Consider the following 26,302-nt stretch of genomic DNA (forward strand, 5'->3'; position numbering starts at 1 on the left):
TAAGGAATAGCAGGCGCAACTGAAGAAAGCCATTATTGACTCGCTGCCTCATGAAGTTGGGTTCCCTGCCAAATTCAACTGGACGCTGGAGATCATCGGTGCTTATATCAAACGTGAATTCAAACACGAGTACTCGATCCGCGGCATATCGAAAATGATGCATCGTATGGGGCTCAGCTACACCAAACCGACGTACACGCTAGCGGCTGCTGAAGTAGAAAAGCAGAACGAATTTGTCAAAACCACTTTTCCAGGCTTAAAAAAATTACGAAGACGGCGAAATTGATCACATAGCATGATTCGCGACTATCAAGCGCTGCCACACACGTGGTTTGCAAAAGGCAAACAGCGAATCATTAAAACAACGGGCAAGCATCGGGGCGTAAAACTGCTGGCTACACTTGATTATGCTACAGGCATGATTGTGTGGCAGGAAGAAGAGCAGTATACGGCGGAAACATTCTTGGAATTTCTCCAAAAAGTCGTTCTCGCTTATACCACAAGGAGAAACGTACTGATTTTGGACAACGCCGCATCCATCATGCGAAGCTGCTTGAACCCTTCCTCCAATCATTGAACGGCAGACTTAAGCTTGTGTTTCTGCCCCCATACAGTCCCCAGCTCAATATCGTTGAAGGACTATGGAAGTGGCTTAAATCAGATGTCATTAACAATGTCTGTCTTCATGGAACACATCTTGACAGATCCCATGAAAATCATCGATCGTTTATGTATCAAATTTAATTGCCGTCATTAGTACATCTTATAAAAGCCAGCATTTCTTGCATTGGATAGTCCACCACTTTCTTTGTGTATAACTTTAATCCTACTATCTTTTTTAACATAGATTTGTTTTCCATTTTATGATCTATTTTAGATTTCAATTTTCGATCATATACGGATATACCAATATTTAAACATTGATCTAAGATCACTAAATATTAAATTACACCTTTTTAGATCTAACATTATCGCACGAAATAATAAACCTAATATTCTATCACTAATTCTAACAATTTTAAAATCCAAACCTAGCTTATGATAATTGGCTATGTACATAATTACTTTACTTGTCGATTCAATTCGTTTTTTATTTCTATCATATTCGTTCTTATCAAGCAAATTTAACTTAAGAACTGGATGCAAAACAGCTATTTGAGGGATATAGAACATATTAAACCCATTTTTCAAAATACCTAATGCGTATTCATAGTCTTCACCTGCTGGGATTAATGTTTCTCCCAATCCTAGTTTTTCATCAAACCCCCCAATATTTTCATGAACTTTCTTACTAACGAATATCGTGATTGAACATGTCCTTCTTATACAATTATACTTATTTACTCGTTTGACATTTGTAATAGTATTAAAATCATTTATTTCTAATTGCTCGTGGCCTTCTCCAATTAATTTTGTAAATTGAATAGTTATCGAATCTACATTTTTATTATTAACGAACGCTTCATGTACTCTTTCTAAGGTATGTCTTGGATAAACACAATCATCATCAGGAAATGCTATTATGTCTCCAGTTTTATACTTTAATCCTATATTACGGTTTTTTGACAAACCAACCTGATCTGATTTTATATATATTAAATTAATTAACTTTCCGTATTCTTCAGTTATACCCTGTAATCTGTCATCTTTGTTTTGATCAACAAGTACTATCTCAAAATTGTTATATGTCTGTTTAGATATAAACTCAAAAAAACGTCTTACTTCATTGACTCTATTTGCTGTACACATAATTAATGAAAATTTCATCTCAGGTTATCTCCTCAATTATTCGTTCCAGAAAAAATCATATGGGTAAATCCTGTTCCAGTCTGGTCTAAAAATCTGAATTTCTGTAGCATAAATAAAGAATAATATTACTATCAATATAGTGTACAATAAAGCCAGTTTCTTGTTCTTCATCTGTTTAATTGCATTTGGTAAATATACAATAGCAAACATCTCAAAAAATAATCCAACTCGTGAGAGCAAGGCGAAATTAATTGATAAAAATGTTATTACAACCCAGATGAATGTAAAAATAAGGAATATCTCGCCGTCATTTACCTTATCTTTCAAATTTACAACGTTAGGTTTTTGACTATTAAGATCACCAATTAACTCTATTTTTAGCTCAGTACTGTTATTATGGTAATTTGTCTTTATGCCAATTAACAAGATACTTAAGCCAACTAGTAAATTCATGATGCTTGCTATTCGTACATTCCCGTCAAGATAAACAGTACCAACGTAATATTGATATTTGGGAAAAATGAGAAGTAATTCATTTAACAAAGATGAGAAACTGAAAAATAGTATTATGCTTCCACATATGGTGATTAAAACAAACTTAAAATTGAATTTTAAACGACTAATTGGATAAGCAAGCAAAAATGCAATTGCAGTAGCATGAAATAATGTTGCAATCAATACAAGAAATATAAATCGAAACAGTTGTTTTTTTCGAATAAAATTGTAGGAAAACAGTACAATTGCCAACGCAATATCAAGACGAATTATGTTCATTGACTCGTCAAAAAACCTTAAAACAAAAAATAAATAGACACTAAGCCATGTCATCGTAGAATATTTATAAATAAAAAAACAAAAAGCCAACATGAAAATAACACTAGTAACAATTAATATTATTTGAGGTTGGGTAAAAACTAAACTCAATAGTTTATTCAAATAAACAAACCCAATTTCAATTCTTCCAGTAAACAAGTCTAAATTGTCTGTCCACGATATATTCTTATATAAATCTAGATAAAATTTCGTGTCATTCCCAACAAAACTTGCCCTAAAGGCTGAAAAAAATAGGAATAACCCAAATGTTAGTAATAAGTACACCTTATCGTTCGTTTTACTTATCCTTTTTTCACTGGTATATTTTCCATTAGTTACTAATGCTAACGTCAATATATATTCTATAAAAATGTAGTACAACCACATATTCACCTGTTCCTTTGCTTTTGCAGGGCAACTAAATCTTGAACCTCCAAAAAATGTATAGATAGAAAATTTATACAATTACTAAATTAAATACTGTTCTTAATAAGGCGTCAAACGCAATTCATTTTGGTGCTTTTCAAATGAAATTTGACTTATTCATTGATTCTAGTTTTACATATAGCTCCTTCAACTTCTTTGCCTCCTGCTTAATATCAAAGCCCGCTTTTCTAAGATCATCGGTTGAATCCACACGAAAATGTTTTACATTAAATTCAAGTATTCTCTCAGCCCATTCACTGATAGGGCTTCTCAGGCTTAGAAATTGTACATTAGCTACCTTTATCTCTTTTGTAACATTATCAGATATAATACAAGGCAGACCGGATGCTTGAGCTTCAACTCCAACAACTGGGAGTCCCTCGAACAACGAAGGCATAACAAAAACATCCATAGCCTGCATCAAATTATTGATATCACTCCTCACTCCTAAGAACTTAACTTGGTCTTGAATATTAAGCGAATTAACCTTTTCCATGATACTTTTTTGCAAATCCCCGTCACCAACCAGAAGCAACAAAGCATTCTTTGATTTTTTAAGAACTTCATAAAATACATCTATTAAAAACGTATGATTTTTCTGTTCTGAAAACCTACCTATGTGACCTATAACAAATTGGTTCTCGATCTCAAGCTCCTTTCTAACCCTGCCTCGAATAATTTCATTATATTTGAATCGCTCACAATCAATCGCATTATTAATGATATGAACTTTACCCTCTTTTAAAGCTTTCTTTCCAAACAAAAATTCACCTGCCTTATTTGAACAGGCGAGATAAACATTTGCTATCAAATTAGTAGGCAGCAACATAAAATAGTTTCTTATTGCCTTTAGAAGTTTATCTGAATATTTGGAATTATGACTGTGAGCTATTCGAAATTTTATACCATATTTTTTTGCGATAGGAAAGATAAACAAATTAAAAGTAGGTGTGTGCGAATGTATGATTGTATAGGTTGCGTGTGTGTTAAAAAACTCATCAATTTCATTGATATAAGAACGAATATTCTTCAAAGTAGGAGGGGTTAAGTGGTACACTTTAGCTCCCATATTGATTAATTCTTCTTCATAGTTTGGCGATTTATCAAAGCTAACCAAAAAATCAAATTGAACCTTCGACCGATCAATATTTCTATATAAATTCATAATAACAGACATAACCCCGCTTCCACGGTTCAAACTGTCTACGATGTGTAGAACTCTAATTTCCATTACCTTATCCTCCGTAAAACACCTGAACACCTCATGTGACCTAATTGTTTCTGGGGTTGATGTTTTTAAATCTTTAAAAGCAAGTATCACACATATTTCTTTTCCATTTAAGAAATAATCTTACTGTTCCTTTTTAACTTAAATTGATTATTATGTTAAGTTTGTTTATTTCTTAGAAATTTCTTATATACTGACATCCTTAATTTATTTGGCAAAATCGCGACTGTTCCTTGAGCAATGGTAGAAATCAAAAAATTTTTAGCTGAAATAAATCCAATTTCCTTAAGATACCATTTAAATTTGATGATACATTTACAATATGAGCAACCTCCACGTCTATTGTACAAAGCAGAATTTGTGCGCATATATAATAGTGGTTCATCAATGTTAGCACAAATAGCTCCATTCATTATCATTCTTACCCATAAGTAGTAATCCTCAAATAAATGAAAATGTTTATAACCACCTGCAATTTCAACGGCAGACTTCTTAAACATTACTGCAGGATGATTAAATGGATTTCTTTTCCTAGCATACTCTATAATATCGTTATGATTTGTTGGTAACTTTTTAATTGTTTTTACATTATTTATATTTTCGTCAAATTCTACAATTGATGAACTTACTATCGAAAGTGACTCATTTGCTGAAAACATTCTAAGTTGTTTTTCACACCGATCTTTTTTTGAAATATCGTCAGTATCCATCCGAGCAATTAAATCATTACTACAATACCTCATTCCAATATTTAAAGCTTCACCCAAACCTTTGTTTTCATCTAAAGAAATTACTTTTATTAAAGGATTAATAAATTCTGAAATAACTTCTTCAAGATCTTTTGTTAATTTCCCATCTTTCACAATTATTATCTCATCTGGTCTGATGGTTTGATGTAACATACTTTTTATACTCTCTCTAAAAAAAATGGGATTCTCTTTATAGTAGACAGACATTAGAACAGAATATTTATTCGTTATCATCTCTTTATTTGCTTCTCCAATAGATTAATTATTTAATTAATACTTTCCTTAAAGCAATTTTTTTGCAAAAAAATACTCATTAAATCTAACTTTATCTTTATAATTCAAATTTCTAAAAGGATAACTTTTCTTTATTTAAGATTCCTTCTAGATATTGTAAAATTGGATATCGCAAATCTTCTCTCATCAATGCAAATTCAATGCTCGTCATAATAAAACCAAGCTTTTCTCCAACGTCGTATCTCTTACCTTCAAAATCATAGGTATATACATTTTGTACCTCATTTAAACTCTGAATTGCATCTGTTAACTGTATTTCTCCACCAGCACCTTTTTCTTGCCTATCCAAGAATTCAAAGATTTTCGGAGTAAGAATATACCTTCCCATTATCGCCAAGTTAGACGGTGCATTACCTATTTTAGGTTTTTCAACAAAACGTTTTACTTTATAAAGCCGATTATCTTGAGTAGTTGGTTCTATTATTCCATATCGGTAAGTCTCTTCTTGAGGTACTTCTTGTACACCAACCACTGAACATTGCACTCTTTCGAATTGATTAATCAACTGCTTTAATGAAGGTATTTCAGCTTGTACAATATCATCTCCTCTCCTAGTAATACAGCAAACGGTTCCTCCCCAATAAAATTTCTTGCACACCATACTGCATGCCCCAAACCCTTAGGTTCTTTCTGGCGAATATAATGAATATCAACTAAATTTGTTGACCTTCTAACTTCCTCTAATAACTCAACTTTCTTCTTTTCGATCAAATTTTGCTCTAACTCAAAAGCACTATCGAAGTGATCCTCGATGGCCCTCTTTCCTTTACCTGTAACAATAATAATGTCTTCAATTCCAGACTCTACAGCCTCTTCAACTATATATTGAATTGTTGGTTTATCGACAATAGGTAACATTTCTTTAGGCATTGCCTTTGTTGCTGGCAGAAACCGAGTTCCTAAACCTGCAGCAGGGATAATTGCTTTTCTTATTTTTTTCATTTCTTAACAACTCCAATCTAATATTCCATTAAACTCTCTGAACTTATTAAAAAACTGCGTGGAACAACCGCAAAAGTATTTTAAAGATTGATGTTTATTATTGCTTATAGGCAATACCATAGAATTATCTTGCTCCTTCTCCCGTTAAAACTACTATTACCGTCATAAATATAATCTTTAAATCTAACCATAAGGAAAGCTCTCGTATATAATATAAATCCAGTTCTAATTTTTCCTTCGGTGTGATCTCATACCCACCATTAACTTGTGCCCATCCAGTTAGCCCTGGTTTTACCAATAAACGATTCACAAACCCCGGGATTTCCTCATTAAATTGAGCAGTAAATACCGGCCTTTCCGGTCGAGGACCAATGATGCTCATTTCACCTTTAAGTACATTAATAAGCTGTGGTATTTCATCAATTCTAGTTTTTCTAATAAACTCCCCTATCTTTGTAACTCGTGGATCATTCTTTGCCGCCCATTGTGCCCCATTCTTTTCTGCATCAATCCCCATAGATCTTAGTTTAATCACTTTAAAACATCTTCCATCTAACCCCATTCTCTCCTGCAAAAAAAAAGCTGGCCCTGGTGTTTCTAACTTAATTACAATCATAAAAATGATTAATGCCGGTAAACATAGAACCAAACCAATTAGAGCTATCAAAAAATCCATAATCTTTTTTATGTATCGGTATAATCCTGTTGAATCAATCCCATTACGTTCATAGGATTGCTCTAATGCTACAGAATACTCGCTATAAAAATCCCCCACATTTTTTCCTGCCGACATTTCTTTACTATACCTCCTACTTATTTTTTAAATAATAATTTTTGCTTTGTAGTTTAATAGCAAAATAAGAAAAACTTACATTTCATTTCATCCAAATCAATATTTACTTTTAAATTTCAACCCCCCTTAATCAACTCCGAATTGATCGAATTTGTATAAAAACAATCATGGCTTCACCGCCGAGCTAGATTTGGAGATTGAAGAACATCTGAAGCCTACCGGTGTCTGCGAGATTACAGCGGCCAGCGTCATTGCAGTAATTGACGTTAAGGTCTAAATTTACAAATATAATACATTATCCCAAAAAACTCTAGAATCAAGTGAATATGTATCAAACCAAATCAACATTTGTTTTTAGTGTACTTTCATTGTCAGAAAGTTGATGAGAATAAAAAACTAATTTCAAAACATTATGCAACTGAATAATATAAGCTCTATCAAAAATCTTGAAATCACTTTTTTTATCTCAGGTTGGAAATAACAAAAAAGCTTAAGGGCATTTAACCCACCCTCACATCAAACCATTGACGATACACGTCTAAGGAAATTCTCCCACAGCTTGACCGAGTGCCTACGATAATAAAGGTATAGTAGACATTACCTATAAGGTACTTTATTCCCTGATGAAATAAACAACAATACTCTTTCAATGTAGTGACTACTGAATTCCCGAAAATCCGAAAATTTAACTAACATGGATTTAATTGGGAAAAATGTGTTTAACAACTTCTCGGTTAATCCCGCTTAGCCGATCATTTTCTCCAAGCGTTTTAACTCGAGGTCAAACTCACTTTGACTCATTTCCATTGGATTTCAAATATGCGATCATGAAGGGTATTTTCTATCTTTTCATCATTGAGTAGAAGTTCCTAATAACTTCTCCCTAGGGCGCATACCAGTAAAAACTATGTCGATATCAATTCCTGGTTCAAACCCAGAAAGGCGAATCAAATCTGCTGCAAGATCGAAAATTTTGACCGGTTCGCCTATCGATTATAAATATCTCGCTTCCTTTTGCGTATGCACCTGCCTGAATGACTAACTGCACAGCTTCGGGAATGTAAAATATCATCATATCCGGATGTGTTACGGTTACCGGTCCAAAGCAATCAGCGACTGCTTTTACGATCCAAGCTTTGAATAATATGTTCTGCAATTCGTTTAGTGGCACCCATGACACTAGATGGATTCACTGCTGCTTTGACTGACGATATTAGATCAAATTTCTCAGCTGAATACTGAGGTGCACATTCCGCTCAACGATTACCAATAAGACAATTCTGCTTTGAAACTTCATGTTGCATCCCCCATTAATCAACTGTTCTATTCTTTATTTCCATAATAGTAATAGTAGTAGGCGTCTTTGTTTTTTCTGTCCACGTTATTCAGTACTACACCTAAAAGTCTTGCTTGTACATGCTCAAGGTTTGCCTTGGCTTTCAAGGCGATTTCTCGTTTTACCTTGCCCGAATCTATTACAAGTATGACTCCATCACACCTGGTTGCCAGAATCTGAGCATCCGTTACGGCAATTGCAGGTGGAGAATCTATCAAAATAATGTCATAACGTTTCTTCAATTCTTCCAAAAGAGTATTCATTCGCTTCGATGATAAAATTTCAGAAGGATTAGGCGGAATGGGTCCTGATGTCAGAACATCAAGATTAGGAATACTGGAGCTATTGATTACTTCTTCTATCTCTGCCTGATTTGTTAATAAATTGGTAAGTCCCCATCTATTCGTTAATCTGAAAGTATGATGCATAGTCGGCTTGCGAAGGTCTGCGTCGATTAAAAGAACCTTCTTATCCGATTGCGCATAGGCCACTGCCAAATTGGCAATCGTTGTCGATTTCCCTTCTCCAGGGCCCGCTGAAGTTACCATGAGTACTTTCAAATCTTCATCTACGGCAGAGAACTGAATGTTTGTCCTTAATGTTCTATAGGATTCAGAAATGGGCGACTTAGGATTTACATCCGTGATAAGCGGATTTTTATTGGTTGATTGTGACATGAGGAGCCTCACTTCCCCTAAGCTCGGTTTTTTCGGTTTTTGTTGAACTTTGGTGAATAAAATCTTCCGGTTTCATCTTGGTTATCATCGTTAAGGTAGGTATATTTAGATAATGTTGTACATCCGCTTCTGTCTTGATTGTGTCATCGAGGTATTCCAAGAGAAATGCAATACCAACAGAAATCATCAATGCTACGACAAAACTGATGGCAAAGTTTAATTTCGGGTTAGGTTTGACGGGTAAAGGTTTTTCCGCCTCATTCGCTTCGTTCAGCAATGAAACGTTATCCACTTTCATGATCAAAGGTATTTCTTTCTCAAACACTTTGGATACTGCATTTACAATCCTGGCAGCAGTCACATAAGAACGGTCTTGAACAATCAAGGTCATAACCTGTGTATTATTAACAGAACTCACTTTTACTTTTTGAATAAGCTTGTCAGATGTTAATCCGAACTCAGGATACTGTTTCTCTACTTGATCCATTATTCTAGGGGTTTTAATTACCTCTTTATAGGTATCAATTAATCTTAGGTTAAGGTTAACGGAATTGATGTCTACTGTATCACTTCCCAGACGAGTATCTGATTTATTAACAATCAGCTTTGTTGATGCTTCATAAGTCGGCTGTATAAAAAAGTAACTCATCACGCCGGTTGCAACACATGAAATGATAACTACTACTAAAATCATCCACACCCTTTTCCGGATAATTTTCAAATAATCCCTTAAATCGTATTCCATTTCCTAAACCTCCATAATTAATCTGTCATTCTTATGCTGAAGTGAAAAAGAAATCCTCCTCCCAATGATTAGAGAGGAGGTATTCCTATTCGGTTTATTTGTTCAATAGTCTATAGATAACAACTGCAGCCTGTGCGCGAGTGGAAACTCCATTCGGGTTGAATTGGCTTCCCTCTTCTCCGACTATAATGCCTTGGCTTGCAGCTAAAGCTACTCCTGATTTCAGAGAGTCCCCAATTGAGCCTGCATCCTTGAAGACTTTAAGCGCTGCTTCAATATCTGTAACATTCGCAATAGATCCGGAAAGTAGCAATGCTCTTGCAGCCATAGTTGCCATTTCAGCACGGGTAATCTGACCGTTCGGATCGAACTTGCCCTCTGCTCGACCGTTCACGATTCCATTCTTCACTGCGGAAGCCACATACACTTTATACCAATCGGTATCACTGACATCATTGAAGCTTGCAGTTGCCGAGGCATCTTCCAGACCGAAGGTCTTCACGATCATTTTGGCAAATTCGGCGCGAGTCACTTGACCATTTGGAACAAATTGACTGCTTTCGCGTCCTTCCAGGATTCCTTTGGCCGCCGCCACTTGAATTTGACGTCCTGCCCATATTTGAACAGAGCTTGTGTCATTGAAGCTAACCTTATTTTCTACAACTGTGTAGGTTGAGAAAGAGTTACGTTTAGCATCCAGCTTGCCATTCTTATAGATTCCGCCGAAGAAAATTAGCTTGCCATCCAGGATTTTAGCTAATGTCAGAAGCTCAGTATCCATTCCACTTGTGTTGGAAATCGGAATACTTAATGAGATTGGCGTCTTAAATGAATCAACTTTATTTCCACCTGAGGCAAATTGGAATTCATACACATCCGACGCAACTTGCAATTGGGTAGCTGAAGTAGCTACTGCCTTTTCTTGTTTGGTTACATTCAAGGTTGTATCCTCTTTGAATTCATCAGAACTCAAAGTCATTTTAAGTCCATTTAGAGTAAGACCAATAGCATCGATTCCATTATCTTTAGCTGCCTTCAATAATTCCTTTGAAAGTGGAACTTCTGTAGTCTTGGCATTCACAGTGCCTAGATCAAGCGCAAGCTCGGCCTTCACGGTCTTAGAAGTCGAATCCAGCTCTTTCAAGCTGTCATTAAGCGCTTTGACTTGTTTATTAATTTCCTCAATCTGCTTCTTTAGATCAGTGATGTTTAATACAGCTGTTGCCTTGTCCCCTGCAGCATTAGTAGTAGTTGCTTTGGTCAAATCGATTTTGCTGATATTCTTAATGGCTTCTTCTACTTTGGATTTAGCTTGATTTATTAGCTCTTTTTGCTTTTCAGGTGTTGCATCTTGGAGTTGTTTTTTGATATCACCAAGAGCTGCCTTTGTATCTGTAGCTACTTTATCTTTAGTAGTATCCGTTCCGGGTACTGGGCCACCACCACCACCACCACCACCGGTGCTTTGAGGTGTTAGAGATATTGTACCTATGTAAACCAGTCTGTGGAATATTTTATCGCGAGCAGCGATTCCTACAATTGTAGCGGTGTTTACACTGTTTGCGAGTACAAAGGACCCATTAGTGAAACTCACGTTAGAGCCGGAAGTCACTTCCCAATCCAGCAAATTCGATATTGGAAGATTAGATACATTAAATCCTGGTGTTAGGCTTCTTCCGTCAGAAGAGCGACTTAGATCGAAGTAATTACTTTTAGTAGAAATAATATATCGAAGAATTGCAGACTCTGTAGCAATCTTAGCTTGACCTTGGGGATCTGCATATGCGTCGAAATTATCCCTTACGGCCATAATATCCGACGCCGTTATACTGAGGTTTGTCAAAACCTTACTAACATTTGTATTAGAAGAAAGAACAGAGTCAATTGCCGTCTTGACTGCCGCTTTCGTAGGGGCATAAGGAGGAGCATCGCTAGATGCTGCCACAAGTATTGATGAAGTTTTTAGTGAATTTATTACTGCATCATAGAAAAGATTGAAATCATTCAAAGTAATATCATTAAGACCGCCCGCTACTCCTGCCAGAGTTTCCAATTTGTTTACAGTATTTCGCAAGGATAGATTATTTAAAGCCGCTGTAAGGTCGCTTCCCGTTGAATCATAGGTAATAGCAAGTTTGCTGAATACATTATAAATCGCAGCTTCATTAATATCACTATAATTACCTGGATAAGGAGGATTAGTGATCTTTGCGATTACTCTGGTCCAAATTGGAGCGATTAACTGGGCTTTCTTAAGTGATGCTTCTGGTCCAAGATTGTTTGAAAGTTCATCAATCTTTTTTCTAGCTAATCTAACAGCTGCTTGACCAACAGTATCCTTAGCTAGTTCTGCATGTATGCCATTGAACTTGTCTAGAAGTGTAGCATCTGGCAGAGTAGCCGCATAAGCAACACCTGTGCTCACACTACCTTTGTTAATCACAGGAAAACCTGCTAAAGTACCTAACACCAAGCTTGCAGCCATAGTCGTAATGGCTAATTTCTTTTTCATCGTCATTCTTACCTTCACCTCTTCAATAGAATTTATGGGAGTAGTTTTTCTTACGTAATGGTCATCCCCAAAATTTGAACCATTTGCGCCTAGACCATACTGGAATTTCTTTCAACAATGAGTGATCTTCCAAAACACATCTGGCATTTTGTTGAAAAAGGTCAGCAACATCGTTTCCCAGGTTCTCCCTGAGAGTTTGATAGGCTTGACCCAGTACACATGGTCGATTTGTTAGATTGTGAGCATCTGATGCCAGGAAATGAGCCAAGTGATTCTTGCATAAATTCATAGAAAATGCTTGAATGGTTTTTCCAAACCCACCCAGGATAGAGTGAGCGGTCACCTGTGATAATCCCCCTTTTTCAATTAGTTCAAGAAGCCTGGAAGGGTTCTCCTTAATCTCTTGATTCCTCTCCGGATGTGCAATAATGGGCGTGATCTTCTGAATGCCCAATTCATGAAATAGTTCATCCGTGTAGTTAGGGATATGACTGGATGGAAATTCGACCAACATGTACTTGGACCTGTTCAAAGTTACAATTCTGCTATGATCCAAATCCTCTAATAGATCTCGATATAACCGAATCTCTTGTCCAATGTACACAGTAAGCGGAATACCTTGCAGTTGTAATTCCTCATTCAAAGTATGTACGGATTGCTCTACTCTCGAGGTTTCATTCAAGTACGTTCCATTCGCATGGTGAGGGGTTGCGATGATCTTATGTATACCCTGTTTTACGGCTTCTCTTGCCATTTCCAATGACTCGCTCAAGCTAGTAGATCCATCGTCAAGATCTGGTAAAATATGACTATGAATATCAATCATTGGCTAACTCCTAAATAATGTAAATTCCATACAACAAAAAGCTTTTTCAAAGGACAACAGCAGACAACAAATGACTTCTTACGACTAAGTGTACCATAATTAACCTCCTTTTGCCTACAAAATTTCCATATTGTCCTATTAGTGCTAAATGCCTATTTAATCCAAATACTTAACGAAACAAAAAAACGCAAAAAAGAATTAAAAAAGTCCAGACGATCTGTTCGGTCAAACTAATTTTTATGCAATTAAACCGAACAACATGAGTTGAACGACAAAAAGGGGCGACGAATGATTACATTCGACTTGCCCCTTTTTGATCACATGTATCGTTTCAATTCCTGTTATCGTTTGTTCTGCAGTTCGAAATGATTTAAACCCAAGCATCGGATTCGTTCGTTTCTTAATGAATCGATGGTCCTGTTCTATGATGTTATTGAGATACTTGTCTGTCTGATCAGCGTTTCCTGAGGTAGTTTATCATTCTTCTTCAGATTGTCGATTGCAACTGGGTAGGCCGGGTTCTTATCTACGGTAATCACTCTTGGAATTTGAACATGATCTAAGGCTAGAGCTTTCCGAAAAAACCGTTGTGCGACTTTCCTATCCCGCTTCTCACTTAACATAAAATCAATGGTTTTACCTTTTGAATCCACAGCATGATAAAGATAAGTCCATGACCTTTTACTTTGATATAGGTTTCGTCACAACGCCATGAGTCATTCAAATGTTTGAGAAGGGGTCGAACTCTGTTGGCTATTTCAGGGGCATATTGATGTACCCATCTCATGATCGTTGTATGAGAATTCGAAATGCCACGTTCAGACATCATTTCTACCAAATCCCGATAACTTAAACGATATTGAAGATACCATCTTACCGTTAGTAAAATAATTTCCGCATTAAAATGTTTCCATTTGAATAAATTTGACGCTGAATTCATCTATATGTTTCCTTTACATCCACATGGGTTTTATCTCTGTTACCACACGATTTCATTTTTGCACCAGAACCATTTAACATCACTTTTTTTAGTGATCAACCAATGTTATTGTGTAAACGAAAAAATCACCCCTGAGAGTTTATCCCTTGATCGGTCCATAATGAGTATCCGGACGCGGCTCAGTAAATTGAAAAAGCCTCCCGAAGGAGGCACCAGAACCGTCTAAGGCAGGGCCAGCTTACCCATGACAGTGGGACGCGAAGCTCCGGTAGCCGAAGGAAGATTGTTCGGCACGCCATGCAGCCAATCGTTCCCCAGCAATGCAAATAGAATCGCTTCTTTGGCATCGCACGAAATGCCGATTTCATCCGAAGTGAGGATGGATTGCATCGGAAGAAGTCCCCTGAGCATCCCAATCAGTGTCCGGTTATGAGCCCCTCCTCCGCTTATAATAACTTCCGACACATTGCAATGCGGGAAAACAAAATCTTGATAGGCGCGCGCGATGGAATGCGCTGTAAATGCAGTCGCCGTGGCGACAATATCCTCGGGCGACAGACCTTGACGCAGGGCGGCTGCGAGCCATGAGGAAGCGTACGCTTTACCGAACAATTCTCGCCCTGTCGTTTTGGGCGGATGCTGCTTGAAATACGGACGAGCCAGCATATCGGTAAGCAAGTCCTTATGAACTTGTCCACGCGCCGCAAAAGCTCCATCCTCATCGTAAGCAAGGCTGCTGCCGGTCAGTTCATAGACCACTTGGTCGATGACCATGTTCCCCGGTCCCGTATCAAAAGCGATGAGCCCACTAATCTCGCCCGACGCCGAAGCTTGGCCTGTGGCAGGAATAGCAGTGCAATTGCCGATACCGCCTATATTTTGCAAGATACGCCCTTTGTCCGGATGTCTAAACAAGATGAAGTCCCCATAAGGTGCGAGCGGTGCGCCTTGCCCGCCAACCGCCATGTCGGCGGTGCGGAAGTCGCCGACAACCGGTATCCCCGTTCGTTTGGCGATGACGGACAAATCGCCGATCTGCAAAGTCGATTTGGGCAGAAACGGATCCGCCGCATCCGCTTCGGGAATGTGCCACACCGTCTGGCCATGAGAGCTGATGAGATCGATTTGCTCAATCGGCATCTTCGCGTCCGCGGCTGTCTGCGCCACTGCGGCTGCCATGCGCTCGGCAATGACGAAATTCATGCCGCACAAGCGCGCTACGTCCGATTGATCGATCGAGCACAATTGTTTGAGCTTCTCGCGTATTTCCGCTTCATAGGGTAAGCTGCAGAAATGGAGCAGCTCGACCTGCGCATCGATGCCGCAACCATCAATGCGGACAAGTGCGACATCGATGCCGTCAAGCGAGGTACCTGACATAATGCCTGCAACGGTAACCGAGGTGCGTTCCAGCAGCTTTCGAAGCATCACTTGTGACTCTCCCATTTCCAGTCTGCCTGATAGTGCGGGTAGAGCGAGACTGGCAGCCGTCCTTGAGGCGTCAGCTGACCGAGCAGATAGCGGGCTGTGCTCTGCAGTGCAAGGGGGCGGCTTTCGTATGCGGCGATGAAGGTGGATACGTCCGGCATCTCCAGCAAATCGTACGGCACGCGCAGTGCGACTACGACCAGCGGCTTGCCGAGTGCTTTCAGGGCATGCACCAGCTCGACCTGCGCCGGATGGAATCGTGCGTTATACGTTCCGATGACGATCTGCTCCGCCTGCTGCGCGTCTTCGAGCACTGCTTTCGATCGCTCGCCGACTTCCCGCAACGGGATCACGCAGTCGATCACGTCAAGACCGTGGTCGGCCAGCGCAGCCCCTAGGCTAGCGGGACCTGCGTACGCTTCGTCGACGTCCGACGACACAGCAGCAGCCACGGTGACCGCGAGCGTTTTTTCGCGCCGCAGCGGGAGCAGCTTCTGCTCGTCTTTGACGAGCGTGATGCTCGCCTCGCTGAGGCGCTGCGCGACCGCGCAGTGCGCCGCAGTCCCAACCACGGGCACGGTTGCTGCGTCAGGCTGCGGAGTGAGCACGCCGCGCAGATGTTTCAGTGCGAACAAGCGGGCGACGGAAGCGTCGATACGCGCTTCGGTCAGGCGACCCTCGCGAACGGCGCGCTCGATCGCCGCGATCGCGGCGACCTGGAGGTCGCGGCTATGGCTGATCAGAATGAGATCAGCCCCGGCTTCGACCGCCATTACGGCTGCTGCCACCGTGCCGAAATGCTCGGAGATGGCATTCATCTCCATGCAATCGGTCATGATCACGCCCTCGAAGCCCAGTTCCTCGCGCAACAGCCCGGTTAAGACAGTCTTAGAGAGCGTGACAGGCAGCTTGTCCGGTTCCAAAGCAGGAAAATAAATATGCGACGACATGATCGCATCGACGCCGCTTTCAATCGCTTTGACAAAAGGCACTAGCTCCACGGAGCGAATCCGTTCAAGGCTGTGAGCAACCGTTGGCAAATCCAAGTGCGAGTCGACATTCGTATCGCCATGTCCCGGGAAATGCTTCGCGGTCGCAACCACATTTGCAGCCTGGAAGCCTTTCACGGACTGATATCCGAATTCAGCGACAAGCTCAGGCGATTCGCCGAACGAGCGGACGCCGATGACCGGATTATCCGAGTTGTTGTTCACATCCAGAACCGGGGCGAAATTTATATTTATCCCTAGCGCCCTAAGCTCCTTTCCGGAGATGAAAGCAGCCTCGTAGACAGCGTCCAGTGCCGCACTCCCCCCCGCTGCCAGAGCCATTTGCCCCGGCATCAGGGCAACCCCCTCCGTTATGCGGGCAACCATGCCTCCCTCTTGATCGATCGAAATCCAAAGCGGTACATGATTGGAACGCTCCGCGATTTGCTGGAGCTGATTGGATAACCTAGCCACCTGCAGCGGATGGACCACATTGCGCGCAAAATAAATAACTCCGCCAATCTGATGCTCCTCGATTAGCTCTTCCAACTCATGGGTAGCTTCCGTACCATAAAAGCCGCAAAGGAGCATCTGCCCGATTTTCTCTCTCAACGTCATCGTTTGAATATCTTTCATTGTTTATCTCTCCTCCCGCGGCATACGATTCAATGCCATAAGTGCCGCGCCGCTTGCAGCATCGCTCTTCGCCGTGATACAGTTCATTCCGGGATATTCCTTTTTTAACATGTCTGCAAACGCGTTCCGCACAAAAGGGTTCTTGAGCAATACACTTCCAGCCATCGCAAGGCTTCCTTCCTGTAGGGACAGCTTTTCCACTACTGGAACCACCAGTTCGAACAGAGAGTGGGTGCTTTTATTCGCGATGGCCAGAGCCGTCTCATCGCCAAGTGCGCTGGCGTCGGACAAAATAGGCGCCAGAGCGGCAATATCTTTTTTATTGGTGCGCTTGTCGTATACAAAGCCGATGATCTGCTGAATCGACTCCATTTGGAGCTGCTCAAACACCATTCTTTCGATTGCGGTTTCAGGCAATCGGCCATCGTGCGCACGCACCACGGCAGCGAGCAGATCCCGGCCGATACTGTACCCGCTGCCCTCATCGTCAATGAGATGGCCATAACCGCCGGTCCGATGAGATACGCCGGCTTTGTTTTTGCCATAACAGATGGACCCGGTACCCGCAATGACAATCATCCCGTATTCGCTGTCATGCGCGCCGCAAAGCGCCGTTTCTTGATCGCCGGTAATCAATAATTCCCCTTGATATCCGCACGCTCTTATAGTGGATTCCAACCGTGTAACGACCGTTGGATTGCTTACCCCTGCCGCGCCTATGCAGACTTGCGCACAATGCGTAAGTCCCCCGCACACCTTGGCAATCGTATCAAAAATGTCCTGCAGACTAGAGCGCACACTCGCCTCGTCCTGCCCATTATAGTTAATCGCGCCTGATGCAAATGTATGGACGGTGCTGCCTAGCTCATCAATCACCTTCACCGCGGTCTTGGTGCCGCCGCCGTCCAATCCTGCTGCGTATCTCATCAAACAGTCCTCTCCTTAGTACAGATGATACTGCTGCTTTATGCGGGTAAACGCCCGGCTTTCCTCCCGAAATTGCTCCAGCATAGCCAGGACATCCAGATGGTCGTCACGGTACACCGTGTCCCCGCATAATAAATCAATGAAAGGTCTAGAGCCCTCTTTAAAAGGCGGCAGAAAAGCAAATTGCTCATAATTCCGCCTAATGGCATACATCAAAGTGATCCCTGTTTCCAAAGGCCTAATCGCGCGGCTATCCAGCACATGAAGCTGTACGCCTCCGCATTGTTCTCCTTGATATTTGGAGAAGGTAGGCTTGAAATAGACAGGCCGGAACACGACGCCGGGCAGCTTCTTGCCGTTCATTTCGTCCGCGAGCTTCTCGGCTTGAATAAATGGCGCTCCTACCATTTCAAACGGAACGGTCGTTCCTCTTCCTTCCGAAATGTTGGTCCCTTCAAACAAACAGGTGCCGGGATAAAGCAATGCCGTGTCAAACCGGGGAATCCCCAAGGATGGCATGACCCATGCGCGTCCGGTATCAGGAAAAAGCATCCTCCGCTCCCACCCGTCCGAGCGTACTACATGCAGCTTGCAGTTCCAATTCATCTGTTCGTTCGCCATAACGGCTAACTCACCGATAGTCAGACCGTAGCGCACGCAAAGCGGGTAATTGCCGACAAAAGACTGAAAGCCGCTTTTCAGAATATTGCCTTCTACCGTTATCCCATCCAGCGGGTTAATCCGGTCAAGCACCACAAATTCCTTTCCTGCCTTCGCACAGTCCTCCAAAGCATATAGCATTGTATAAATAAATGTATAATAACGTACTCCCACATCCTGAATATCATAAACGACCATATCGACCTCATCCAGCATTTCCTGACTCAAGCGCTTGGAATCTTTACGATACAGGCTATATACAGGTACATTCGTCATAGGATCGAGATAAGTGTCCACCAGAGCCCCGGCAGCTTGATCTCCTCTTACGCCATGCTCCGCCGAAAACATGGCTGCCAGATGGAAACGCTCATGGAGAATTTGGATCGTAGATACAAAATCGCTGTTCAATCCGCTTGGAGCCGTAATCAGCCCCAATCGTTTTCCTTTAAACAAATCATAATGCCGATCAATACAATCAATACCGTTTCGGATCATAGACGCCTCCTGAATGCGTGTGATTCTATAATGATTTTAAAATGACTGTAACATTTGTCTTGTTACAGTCATTCGCATGTTTATAATTCAGTTTTAAGAAGGCGCATCGTTTCTTCCGGAACCATAAACGTTTGCGCATATTCTTTGCGGGCTTCAATTCCGCGAACTCTGACCAAATGCTTATAGTACTCCAGATAAGGGAAAGATTTGCTGCCCGTGACGAACCAATGCAAGGACACGGCATTCACCCATAATTCATAGGCTTCTTTGGAGAAGTCTACGTAAACGTACGGCCTGTAGTCGACCGCATCCTCCCAGTTCTCGGCATAATACAATTTCGAAGCAAAATGGGAAGGAAGCTCCCGCTTAATCGCTCCCAAGCCGGCATAAAAACGCGCATCGTTCACAATGCGGTGAGTCGTCATATGATCCTTATGCATGCTATTTTTAAAATGCGTAATGATCACATTCGGGCGCGCTTCGCGAATGACATCGCATACTTTGAAGCGAATTTCATCGTCATCCGGCAGCTCTCCATCCGGAATGTCAAAGACGATGGCTTCGCCGCCCAGCATTTCGGCAAAACCTTTAGCCTCATTCACTTTCTGCTCGCGGTATTCCATGACATCTCTTCCTGCGGGAACGCCTCGTTCTCCTGCTGTCAGCGCTAATGTCACAATTCGGTCTCCCTTGATAGCGTGGCTAGCCAGGACTCCGCCTGCCGTCAGCTCCATATCTCCTACATGACCGCCAATAGCCAGAATAGTTAGCTTTTGTTCACTCATGATGAAAACTCCCTTCTCATGACAGAAAAATATTTGATAGTTTTAAACCCGGCTTTCTCGTAAATGCGGATGGCAGGATTCGAGACTCCAGTATAAAGCGACATATATTCGGTCCCGATCGCCTCAAATGCCTCACAGAGCTTGAAGAAAAGGATGCTGCCTAAACCATGCCCTTCATGATCGGGATGCACGCCTATGCCGGTGAAATAACCCCGGCCGTTCTCTTGGCGAATGACAGGTCCGGCAAAACCGACGGCCTTGCCTTGATGCGCCGCAATGACCACAGGCACACCGTCTGCCGTGCATTCGGCAATCTCTTTCTGCCACAACAGATTATTCAATCCGCTCAGCATGTCATCCACGCCGTAGTGTTTGCCCGGGTCGAACAATTCCACCTTGTAGCCATCGGCAACTGCCTTTTCTTCCTTAGCCCGGTTATCATCCGGAATGGCGAAGCCGGCCAAATTCAAATACATGCCGCTTTCTTGCACGCGTTCCTTATAGCCCTGGCTGAGCAGGAAGGCATAGACCGGACTGTCCACCGGCAAACCCGGTGCGTTATTGTGTTCATGGTTAGGGGTATCCGGTATATACCAAGGCAGCTTTATCGGATTGAAGAACAGAATGTCTGCCTGCTTCTTGCCTTTCTGTTGAAAACGATGCTCCAAGACATCTAGCAGCATGCGATAGTTTTCATCAGTTCTCCAGTCACTAGATAGAACGATGCACGTGATATATCCTGCTAGATCTCCTAGAGGCAGATCATCCCCTGTACAGCCGCAGGCAAATCCAATGACCTGATCCCGCTCCAGCAAGACGAATGTATTTTCCTTGTCGAAGTAAGGATTGGATAGAAAGATAGCTTCGAAGCTTTGTGCCGACAACTCTTTATAGCTTTCCTTTACAGCTTCCTCGTTCCATAACGCAATGACTTGATTGACATACTGATTCCCCCAAGTCGCGATGTTCATCGTACCTTACCTCCGTCTGAAAGCATGCTCCGTTTGCAGATCCGTTCAACCCTTGACCGCCCCTACCGTTACGCCCTCCAGGAAGTACTTTTGCAAGCTGAAGAACAGAATAAACATAGGCAATGCAGAGATTGTAGCGCCTGCCATCATTGGTGAGATAAAGGTCGTATTAGCAAATCGGAAGTTTTTCAATCCGACCTGGATCGTTTCCATATCCATCGTATTGGTCACGAGCAGCGGCCAGAAGAAGGTGTTCCAGCTGTCCATGAAAGTCAGAATCGCCATAACGGCTAAAACCGTCTTGGATAAAGGCAGAATGATCCTCCAGTAAATCTGGAATTGATTTGCGCCTTCGATTTTGGAACTCTCCAGGATCTCGGTCGGAATGCTGCTCATAAACTGCTTCGCGAGAAAAATGTTATATACCGTCACAATGCTTGGTATGATCAGTGCACTATACGTGTTTTGTAGATTAAACACTCTGACAATCAAGATATACAAAGGCACTTGTGTTACCTGATACGGAATCATCATGGAGCCCAGCAGCACAGCAAACAGCATGCCTCTTCCCTTGAACCGGAGTTTCGAGAATGCGTAGCCGGCCATACTGGCAAAAAGCACATTCGAGATCATGACCGTACTTGCCACAATTAGCGAGTTTAGGATCCACCGATAAGAATATTTGCTGAAATCAAAGAAAAATTTGAAGGAAGCGAGTGTAATCTTGCTTGGAAAGATGGAGTAGCTGACCGCTCCAGACTCAACCGGAGCTCCCAAAGAAGAAGCGATCATAAAATAAATCGGAAAAATCGTCGCCAGAGCAAAAAGGAGAAGGACGATAAAAATGATCGTATTTCTAAGATGTTTCACTGCCGGTTTTCCTGTGTGATTGCTATACAACGCCATATGATATCCCCCTCCCTTAAAACTCGACGTCTTTCCCTGCGTATTTGAACTGGATCACCGAGATGACGGCAATAATGACGGCTAATAGCAAGGATTGTGCCGCAGCTTTGCCGAAATCGAATAGGGTGAACGCATTATTGAAGATCAAGAGGCCAACCATCGTCGTTCCATTGTCAGGTCCCCCGCCTGTCATCAGATAAGCATTCTGGAACACTTGGAAAGAACCGATCACGCCGGTTACCAAAAGAAACAGCGTAGCCGGCTTCAGGCTTGGCACTACGATATGCCGCAGCTTTTGAAGGAAATTAGCTCCGTCTAGTTCAGCCGCTTCGTAATACGTTTCGTCGATGCCCAGCAGCCCGGCCAGGTAGATAATAATGCTAGTACCATGACTGGACAGCCAAGACATCAGAACCAAAGAAAACATCGCGGTTTTACTTGATCCCAACCAGTTCTGATTGCTGAAGCCGAAGAAGTGAATGAACTGGTTCAAGATGCCACCCTCTAAAGGATCGTAGATCCAGAGCCACACGACTGACAAGGCGACGCCTGAAGCAACTGCTGGCAAATAGTAAACGGCCTTAAAGAAGGATTGTGTTTTTTTCCTGAAAGGCAGAATCAGAATAGCCAGGGTCATAGAAATCAGCAAGTTGACAGGAACCGTCAACAGCGTATAGACGATGGTATTGCGCAATGCTTTCCAAAACAGGGTATCTTTTAACGTATGGATATAATTGTCGAATCCGACATAGGTGGAACCGATCGGCTTGTACTTTTGAAAACTGATAATAAACGCGCTGACGACCGGGTATGCGGTAAACATCGCAAAAGCGACCAAAGCGACGGCAATGAACGCATATCCCCAAGTTCCTTCTCCCCTGATTTTCGTTCGTTTCATCGATTTTGCGATATTAACCATACTGTCATACCTCGTTTCAGAAACTACTATAAAATAGTTCGGATAGCCGCGGAATACTCCAACGACTATCCGAAGGTTAAAGTTTAGCCTTAGTCTTTAACAACTCCGTCAGCACCGAACGTTTGAATCGCAGCGGCTTTTACGGCATCATACATCGCTTCTGGTGTAATTTCGCCTGCAATCAACGCTTGGAACTTAGGAACGATCACTTCAGTTTCCAATTTAATCGCTTTTGCGCCCAGATCAGTCGGGATATCAGGACGAGCCGGCGTTGCGTTTTTGAGCATGTTTTGAACAGCGGCTACGTTCTCAGGCATTCTATCCACTTTCATGCTTTCAGCAGCTTTTTTGCCGCTTTGAGTAATGTGCGCAGCGAACAGGTCGTTGTTTGTCGTTGCTGCAACTTTACCGCTCGCAAGGAAGTAGGCTGCCTTCACGACATTGGCCTTATGCTCGGCAGTTGGTTCTTTTTTGCCACGGAACGTTACATAGCCGTCGACAACAGTCGTATACGATGGTTTAGCGCCTTGGAAGGTCGGAGGAGGCAATACGATGTAATCCACCGCGATGCTGTTTTTCACTGCGCTTCCGTCATTGGCTTTAATCTTGGCGTTATTTGCTTTGGCAGAGTTCTCAAAAGTAGCAAGACCTTTACCAGTGATCATCGTTTGGCCAGTCAAGAACATGTTCCAACGCATACCGGCATCCACGGAGCTGAGCTCTTTCGGCATGGAGCCATCATCAATCAGCTGGCGAAGATCTTTCAACAAGCCCAAGTAGTTTTTACTAGTATATGAATACTTCAAATCTTTAGTAAACGGGCTCGGCATGCCGGCATTTCTTGCCATGATGTTCAAGTAGTCTTTGGATGCAACACCTTTCGTTGCAAATACGAAACCGTAGGTGGACGTTTTACCGTTACTTGTTACAACGCCCTTCTTGATCGCATCGCGGAACTGGTCATAGGTCCAACCGTTTTGCTGAATGCTTTTCCAGTCGATGCTGGCCTTTTCCAAAAATTCTTTATTGCCACCCAGTGCGTGCACTTCCATATAGGCCGGGAAGCCATAAAGACCTTTGCCGTTTTTCATGTAGTCGAGCGGCGCTTGATCATAGTCAGCAATCATATCTTTCGTTGCTGCACTCGTGATATCCATAAGCATGCCTTGATCTACGTATTTGGAAATGCCATCAGAACCAATGAATGCAACGTCCGGAGGACTTCCCGCATTAACCTGCGTATCTAGCTTCTGCGTCACATCTTCCCAGCTTGCCGGCTCGATCTTCAAGGTCAGATTCGGGTACTGCGCATGAAAGTCATTCGCCATTTGGTCAAAATTCTTTTGATAGTTAGGAGATACCGGCGGAAGCAACGCTGTAATGGTGTCTGTTGCTGCCGATGTGGCTGCACCTGCGCTTGGGGCCTGCGAGTTGCTTGGACTGTTATTGCCGCATGCCGCTAATGCGTTTACTGCCAGGGCTAATGTCACGACGGATGTGACTACTTTCATTTTTCTTTTCATGAACAATGACCTCCCATGTGATATTCAATGTATCAAACAACTTTGGTAAAACTGCGTATTGCTTTTTTCAAACTGCCTTCACATCGATCCAACGCATGCTCTGCTTCTGAAACACCCAAACCGGTTTTTATCATCATGATTGCCAATTTGCAATTCATGGAAGCGTTTTCCAAGTGCGAAATCGCTGTCTCATCGTCTGCTCCCGTTGCGGCCTTAATGATCCGAACTGAACGATCATACAATTTGACGTTGCTTGCCTTCAAATCAACCATGAGGTTGTCATACGTCTTTCCGAGCCTCACCATCGTGCAGGTCGTGAGCATATTCAGAACCAGCTTCTGTGCGGTGCCCGCCTTCATTCGGGTTGATCCCATAATCGCTTCCGGCCCAACCACCGGTGAAATGCAAACATCGCAGACCGGCTCTAATTTGGAATTTTTGTTGTTCACTACGCCGATCGTTGCTGCACCAACATCCTTTGCTTTTTTCAAAGCGGCAATGACAAATTGTGCGCTTCCGCTGGCCGTAATGCCAATAACCGCATCCCTGGCCGTCACGCCGCAGTCATCGATCAGCTTAATTCCTTCCTCCGCACTGTCTTCGAAACCTTCGACAGCCAGTCTCAGCGCCTTGTCGCCTCCGGCAATATGGCCTTGCACCAGCATAGGGTCAATGCCAAAAGTAGGCGGACATTCCGAAGCGTCAAGCACACCAAGTCTGCCAGAAGTTCCCGCTCCTACATAAAACATTCTGCCGCCATTTTTAAGCACATGATGGAGTATGTCAACCGCTTTCACGATTTGCGGTATCTCTGCGGCAACCGCCCCAGGCACCATCGCATCCTGCTCATTGATAAGATGCAGCATTTGTTCCGTTGTACATTCATCGATCGTCAGGGTCTTCTGGTTTATTGTTTCCGTAGTTAATCCCGACAAATACTCATCCATAGCCATCCCCCTTTCCTGTATTTTTTTGTCCCGTGGTTAGATATTAACTAAAAAAATCACTTGGGTCAATATATTTTGAAATTTTATTTTGTGTTGGAGTAAATAATTGGTTTTTTTATTTCAAATCCGACAAAAAAACACCGGCTCCTTTTTGAGAAGCCGATGTTTTCTTGAATAGTTACTTACGGTGTCTGCTGGCTATAATATCATGAGTTTTGGTCAAATATTTCTTCACATTCTTGTACTCTGCACTGGACACTCCGGCAAAAAGAATATCAATGACGGTAAGCATCGCAATCCGGGATCCCATGGCGCCGCTCCGGATGGTTATTTCCGGCGTAGAGATACTGAGTACGATGTTTGCCTTATCCGCCAACTCGCTTTTGTTATATTTCGTGATCGCAATAATACATGCGCCATTCTTTTTGGCGATTTCTAACGAATCAAGAATCTCTACCGTCTTTCCGGAATTCGAAATGAAGATAGCTACATCGTTCTTGTCCAAAAGCGTAGCGGCAGTAAGCTGACTGTGCCCATCTGTATAGGTGTGGCACATCTTGTTAATGCGAGAAAATTTCTGCTCCGCATCGATTCCTACCAAACCGGAAGCGCCGATACCGAAAAATGCAATACGTTTGCATTCGCGCAGCACTTTTACGGTACGGGCGATCTCGTTCTTATCGATGACACTGAGGGTGTCCTCAATGGATTTGCTATTATTTCGGGAAACATTCGAGATGATGATAGACAGATCATCTCCCGGCTGAATATCGGTGTATTGATCCTTCTGCCCATCGTCCATCGATCCAATTGAAGCAGAAATACTTACAATAAAGCTGCGATAGCCGCTATATCCTATTGTTTTGCAAAAGCGGAGTACAGACGCGTCACTCGTCTTCGTCAATTGAGCCAAGTTTTTAATCGATAGGTGAGGAATATCCTCTAAATGTTCGAGAATGTACTCTGCCACCAATTTTTCTACGGGCGTCAGGCTGTCCTTCATATCGCGAATCTTAATTAAAATATTGTCATGAATCATATACGTTCCCTACTTTATTAAAATTCTTCGAAATTTCTATATCATCA

21 protein-coding genes and 4 pseudogenes are annotated in these 26,302 nt (G+C 42.3%); 2 read left to right on the plus strand and 23 right to left on the minus strand.

The window, feature by feature from the left end:
- Positions 1 to 85: 85 nt before the first annotated feature.
- Together BLV33_RS30795 and BLV33_RS30800 are read left to right on the plus strand one after the other, a co-directional pair.
- Positions 86 to 286 carry a helix-turn-helix domain-containing protein gene (locus BLV33_RS30795; RefSeq protein WP_366414856.1) on the plus strand — a complete coding sequence of 67 codons (201 nt, stop codon included), beginning with the start codon at positions 86 to 88 and terminating at the stop codon, positions 284 to 286.
- A gap of 9 nt (positions 287 to 295) precedes the next feature.
- Positions 296 to 744 (plus strand): annotated as a pseudogene (locus tag BLV33_RS30800) (IS630 family transposase).
- A gap of 147 nt (positions 745 to 891) precedes the next feature.
- Here the strand turns inward: BLV33_RS30800 and BLV33_RS14495 are convergent.
- The 23 genes and pseudogenes from BLV33_RS14495 to BLV33_RS14605 all read right to left on the minus strand — a co-directional run bounded on the left by BLV33_RS14495 (position 892) and on the right by BLV33_RS14605 (position 26,255).
- On the minus strand, positions 892 to 1,767 hold the full coding sequence (locus BLV33_RS14495; protein WP_090792831.1) for a glycosyltransferase family 2 protein: 876 nt from the start codon (positions 1,765 to 1,767) through the stop codon (positions 892 to 894).
- 18 nt (positions 1,768 to 1,785) lie between these two features.
- Entirely contained in the window at positions 1,786 to 2,943 is a 1,158-nt protein-coding gene (locus tag BLV33_RS14500) for an EpsG family protein (RefSeq protein WP_171909161.1), read from the minus strand.
- A gap of 142 nt (positions 2,944 to 3,085) precedes the next feature.
- Positions 3,086 to 4,219: a glycosyltransferase family 1 protein gene (locus tag BLV33_RS14505; RefSeq protein ID WP_090792838.1), complete on the minus strand. Its 1,134-nt coding sequence runs from the start codon at positions 4,217 to 4,219 to the stop codon at positions 3,086 to 3,088.
- Positions 4,220 to 4,374: 155 nt separating this feature from the next.
- On the minus strand, positions 4,375 to 5,199 hold the full coding sequence (locus tag BLV33_RS14510) for a glycosyltransferase (protein ID WP_090792842.1): 825 nt from the start codon (positions 5,197 to 5,199) through the stop codon (positions 4,375 to 4,377).
- Positions 5,200 to 5,311: 112 nt separating this feature from the next.
- Positions 5,312 to 6,201: pseudogene (galU, locus tag BLV33_RS14515) on the minus strand (UTP--glucose-1-phosphate uridylyltransferase GalU).
- 124 nt (positions 6,202 to 6,325) lie between these two features.
- Positions 6,326 to 6,994: a sugar transferase gene (locus BLV33_RS14520; RefSeq protein ID WP_090792846.1), complete on the minus strand. Its 669-nt coding sequence runs from the start codon at positions 6,992 to 6,994 to the stop codon at positions 6,326 to 6,328.
- A 700-nt stretch (positions 6,995 to 7,694) separates the two neighbouring features.
- Positions 7,695 to 8,250, minus strand: a pseudogene (locus tag BLV33_RS14525) (polysaccharide biosynthesis protein); the annotation flags it as partial.
- Between the two features lie 67 nt (positions 8,251 to 8,317).
- Positions 8,318 to 9,007 (minus strand): CpsD/CapB family tyrosine-protein kinase, encoded by a 690-nt coding sequence (locus BLV33_RS14530; RefSeq protein ID WP_090792849.1) that lies wholly within the window; start codon positions 9,005 to 9,007, stop codon positions 8,318 to 8,320.
- Entirely contained in the window at positions 8,988 to 9,752 is a 765-nt protein-coding gene (locus BLV33_RS14535; protein WP_090792853.1) for a YveK family protein, read from the minus strand. Before BLV33_RS14535 ends, BLV33_RS14530 begins: the two co-directional genes overlap by 20 nt.
- 94 nt (positions 9,753 to 9,846) lie before the next feature.
- The gene (locus BLV33_RS14540; RefSeq protein WP_090792858.1) at positions 9,847 to 12,270 is read right to left on the minus strand and encodes an S-layer homology domain-containing protein; all 2,424 of its coding nucleotides are present in this window, start codon (positions 12,268 to 12,270) and stop codon (positions 9,847 to 9,849) included.
- Between the two features lie 55 nt (positions 12,271 to 12,325).
- A complete protein-coding gene (locus BLV33_RS14545) occupies positions 12,326 to 13,090 on the minus strand; it encodes a tyrosine-protein phosphatase (RefSeq protein WP_090792861.1) in 765 nt (254 codons plus the stop codon).
- Between the two features lie 237 nt (positions 13,091 to 13,327).
- A pseudogene (locus BLV33_RS14550) lies at positions 13,328 to 14,030 on the minus strand (IS6 family transposase).
- Between the two features lie 222 nt (positions 14,031 to 14,252).
- A complete protein-coding gene (locus tag BLV33_RS14555; RefSeq protein ID WP_090792865.1) occupies positions 14,253 to 15,458 on the minus strand; it encodes an anhydro-N-acetylmuramic acid kinase in 1,206 nt (401 codons plus the stop codon).
- The gene (gene nagZ, locus BLV33_RS14560) at positions 15,458 to 17,083 is read right to left on the minus strand and encodes a beta-N-acetylhexosaminidase (RefSeq protein WP_090792868.1); all 1,626 of its coding nucleotides are present in this window, start codon (positions 17,081 to 17,083) and stop codon (positions 15,458 to 15,460) included. The genes BLV33_RS14555 and nagZ overlap by 1 nt, the downstream gene beginning before the upstream one ends.
- Before the next feature lie 3 nt (positions 17,084 to 17,086).
- On the minus strand, positions 17,087 to 18,010 hold the full coding sequence (locus BLV33_RS14565) for an N-acetylglucosamine kinase (RefSeq protein ID WP_090792872.1): 924 nt from the start codon (positions 18,008 to 18,010) through the stop codon (positions 17,087 to 17,089).
- Positions 18,011 to 18,025: 15 nt separating this feature from the next.
- Positions 18,026 to 19,165: an exo-beta-N-acetylmuramidase NamZ family protein gene (locus BLV33_RS14570; protein ID WP_090792875.1), complete on the minus strand. Its 1,140-nt coding sequence runs from the start codon at positions 19,163 to 19,165 to the stop codon at positions 18,026 to 18,028.
- A gap of 80 nt (positions 19,166 to 19,245) precedes the next feature.
- Positions 19,246 to 19,950, minus strand: a complete 705-nt coding sequence (locus BLV33_RS14575; RefSeq protein WP_090792879.1) for a PIG-L deacetylase family protein — start codon at positions 19,948 to 19,950, stop codon at positions 19,246 to 19,248.
- Entirely contained in the window at positions 19,947 to 20,921 is a 975-nt protein-coding gene (locus BLV33_RS14580) for a GNAT family N-acetyltransferase (protein WP_090792883.1), read from the minus strand. Before BLV33_RS14580 ends, BLV33_RS14575 begins: the two co-directional genes overlap by 4 nt.
- Positions 20,922 to 20,966: 45 nt before the next feature.
- Complete coding sequence (locus BLV33_RS14585; protein WP_090792886.1) at positions 20,967 to 21,827, minus strand: carbohydrate ABC transporter permease; 861 nt, start codon at positions 21,825 to 21,827, stop codon at positions 20,967 to 20,969.
- A gap of 16 nt (positions 21,828 to 21,843) precedes the next feature.
- The gene (locus tag BLV33_RS14590) at positions 21,844 to 22,746 is read right to left on the minus strand and encodes a carbohydrate ABC transporter permease (protein ID WP_090792889.1); all 903 of its coding nucleotides are present in this window, start codon (positions 22,744 to 22,746) and stop codon (positions 21,844 to 21,846) included.
- Positions 22,747 to 22,835: 89 nt separating this feature from the next.
- Positions 22,836 to 24,269 (minus strand): ABC transporter substrate-binding protein, encoded by a 1,434-nt coding sequence (locus BLV33_RS14595; protein ID WP_090792894.1) that lies wholly within the window; start codon positions 24,267 to 24,269, stop codon positions 22,836 to 22,838.
- A 32-nt stretch (positions 24,270 to 24,301) separates the two neighbouring features.
- Positions 24,302 to 25,216, minus strand: a complete 915-nt coding sequence (murQ, locus tag BLV33_RS14600; protein ID WP_090792898.1) for an N-acetylmuramic acid 6-phosphate etherase — start codon at positions 25,214 to 25,216, stop codon at positions 24,302 to 24,304.
- A gap of 178 nt (positions 25,217 to 25,394) precedes the next feature.
- Positions 25,395 to 26,255 (minus strand): MurR/RpiR family transcriptional regulator, encoded by an 861-nt coding sequence (locus BLV33_RS14605; RefSeq protein WP_090792901.1) that lies wholly within the window; start codon positions 26,253 to 26,255, stop codon positions 25,395 to 25,397.
- Positions 26,256 to 26,302 lie beyond the last annotated feature (47 nt).

This window comes from Paenibacillus sp. GP183 (assembly GCF_900104695.1).
Classification (GTDB): domain Bacteria; phylum Bacillota; class Bacilli; order Paenibacillales; family NBRC-103111; genus Paenibacillus_AI.

What these genes read in the sequence shown, in the direction of transcription:
- BLV33_RS14565 (WP_090792872.1), bottom strand. Translation starts at nt 18,010, where the DNA reads ATGAGATACGCAGCAGGATTGGACGGCGGCGGCACCAAGACCGCGGTG.
- BLV33_RS14545 (WP_090792861.1), bottom strand. Translation starts at nt 13,090, where the DNA reads ATGATTGATATTCATAGTCATATTTTACCAGATCTTGACGATGGATCT.
- BLV33_RS14585 (WP_090792886.1), bottom strand. Translation starts at nt 21,827, where the DNA reads ATGGCGTTGTATAGCAATCACACAGGAAAACCGGCAGTGAAACATCTT.
- BLV33_RS14535 (WP_090792853.1), bottom strand. Translation starts at nt 9,752, where the DNA reads ATGGAATACGATTTAAGGGATTATTTGAAAATTATCCGGAAAAGGGTG.
- BLV33_RS14580 (WP_090792883.1), bottom strand. Translation starts at nt 20,921, where the DNA reads ATGAACATCGCGACTTGGGGGAATCAGTATGTCAATCAAGTCATTGCG.
- BLV33_RS14505 (WP_090792838.1), bottom strand. Translation starts at nt 4,219, where the DNA reads ATGGAAATTAGAGTTCTACACATCGTAGACAGTTTGAACCGTGGAAGC.
- BLV33_RS14520 (WP_090792846.1), bottom strand. Translation starts at nt 6,994, where the DNA reads ATGTCGGCAGGAAAAAATGTGGGGGATTTTTATAGCGAGTATTCTGTA.
- BLV33_RS14570 (WP_090792875.1), bottom strand. Translation starts at nt 19,165, where the DNA reads ATGATCCGAAACGGTATTGATTGTATTGATCGGCATTATGATTTGTTT.
- BLV33_RS14575 (WP_090792879.1), bottom strand. Translation starts at nt 19,950, where the DNA reads ATGAGTGAACAAAAGCTAACTATTCTGGCTATTGGCGGTCATGTAGGA.
- nagZ (WP_090792868.1), bottom strand. Translation starts at nt 17,083, where the DNA reads ATGAAAGATATTCAAACGATGACGTTGAGAGAGAAAATCGGGCAGATG.
- BLV33_RS14595 (WP_090792894.1), bottom strand. Translation starts at nt 24,269, where the DNA reads ATGAAAAGAAAAATGAAAGTAGTCACATCCGTCGTGACATTAGCCCTG.
- BLV33_RS14530 (WP_090792849.1), bottom strand. Translation starts at nt 9,007, where the DNA reads ATGTCACAATCAACCAATAAAAATCCGCTTATCACGGATGTAAATCCT.
- BLV33_RS14555 (WP_090792865.1), bottom strand. Translation starts at nt 15,458, where the DNA reads ATGCTTCGAAAGCTGCTGGAACGCACCTCGGTTACCGTTGCAGGCATT.
- BLV33_RS14540 (WP_090792858.1), bottom strand. Translation starts at nt 12,270, where the DNA reads ATGACGATGAAAAAGAAATTAGCCATTACGACTATGGCTGCAAGCTTG.
- murQ (WP_090792898.1), bottom strand. Translation starts at nt 25,216, where the DNA reads ATGGATGAGTATTTGTCGGGATTAACTACGGAAACAATAAACCAGAAG.
- BLV33_RS14605 (WP_090792901.1), bottom strand. Translation starts at nt 26,255, where the DNA reads ATGATTCATGACAATATTTTAATTAAGATTCGCGATATGAAGGACAGC.
- BLV33_RS14590 (WP_090792889.1), bottom strand. Translation starts at nt 22,746, where the DNA reads ATGGTTAATATCGCAAAATCGATGAAACGAACGAAAATCAGGGGAGAA.
- BLV33_RS14510 (WP_090792842.1), bottom strand. Translation starts at nt 5,199, where the DNA reads ATGATAACGAATAAATATTCTGTTCTAATGTCTGTCTACTATAAAGAG.
- BLV33_RS14495 (WP_090792831.1), bottom strand. Translation starts at nt 1,767, where the DNA reads ATGAAATTTTCATTAATTATGTGTACAGCAAATAGAGTCAATGAAGTA.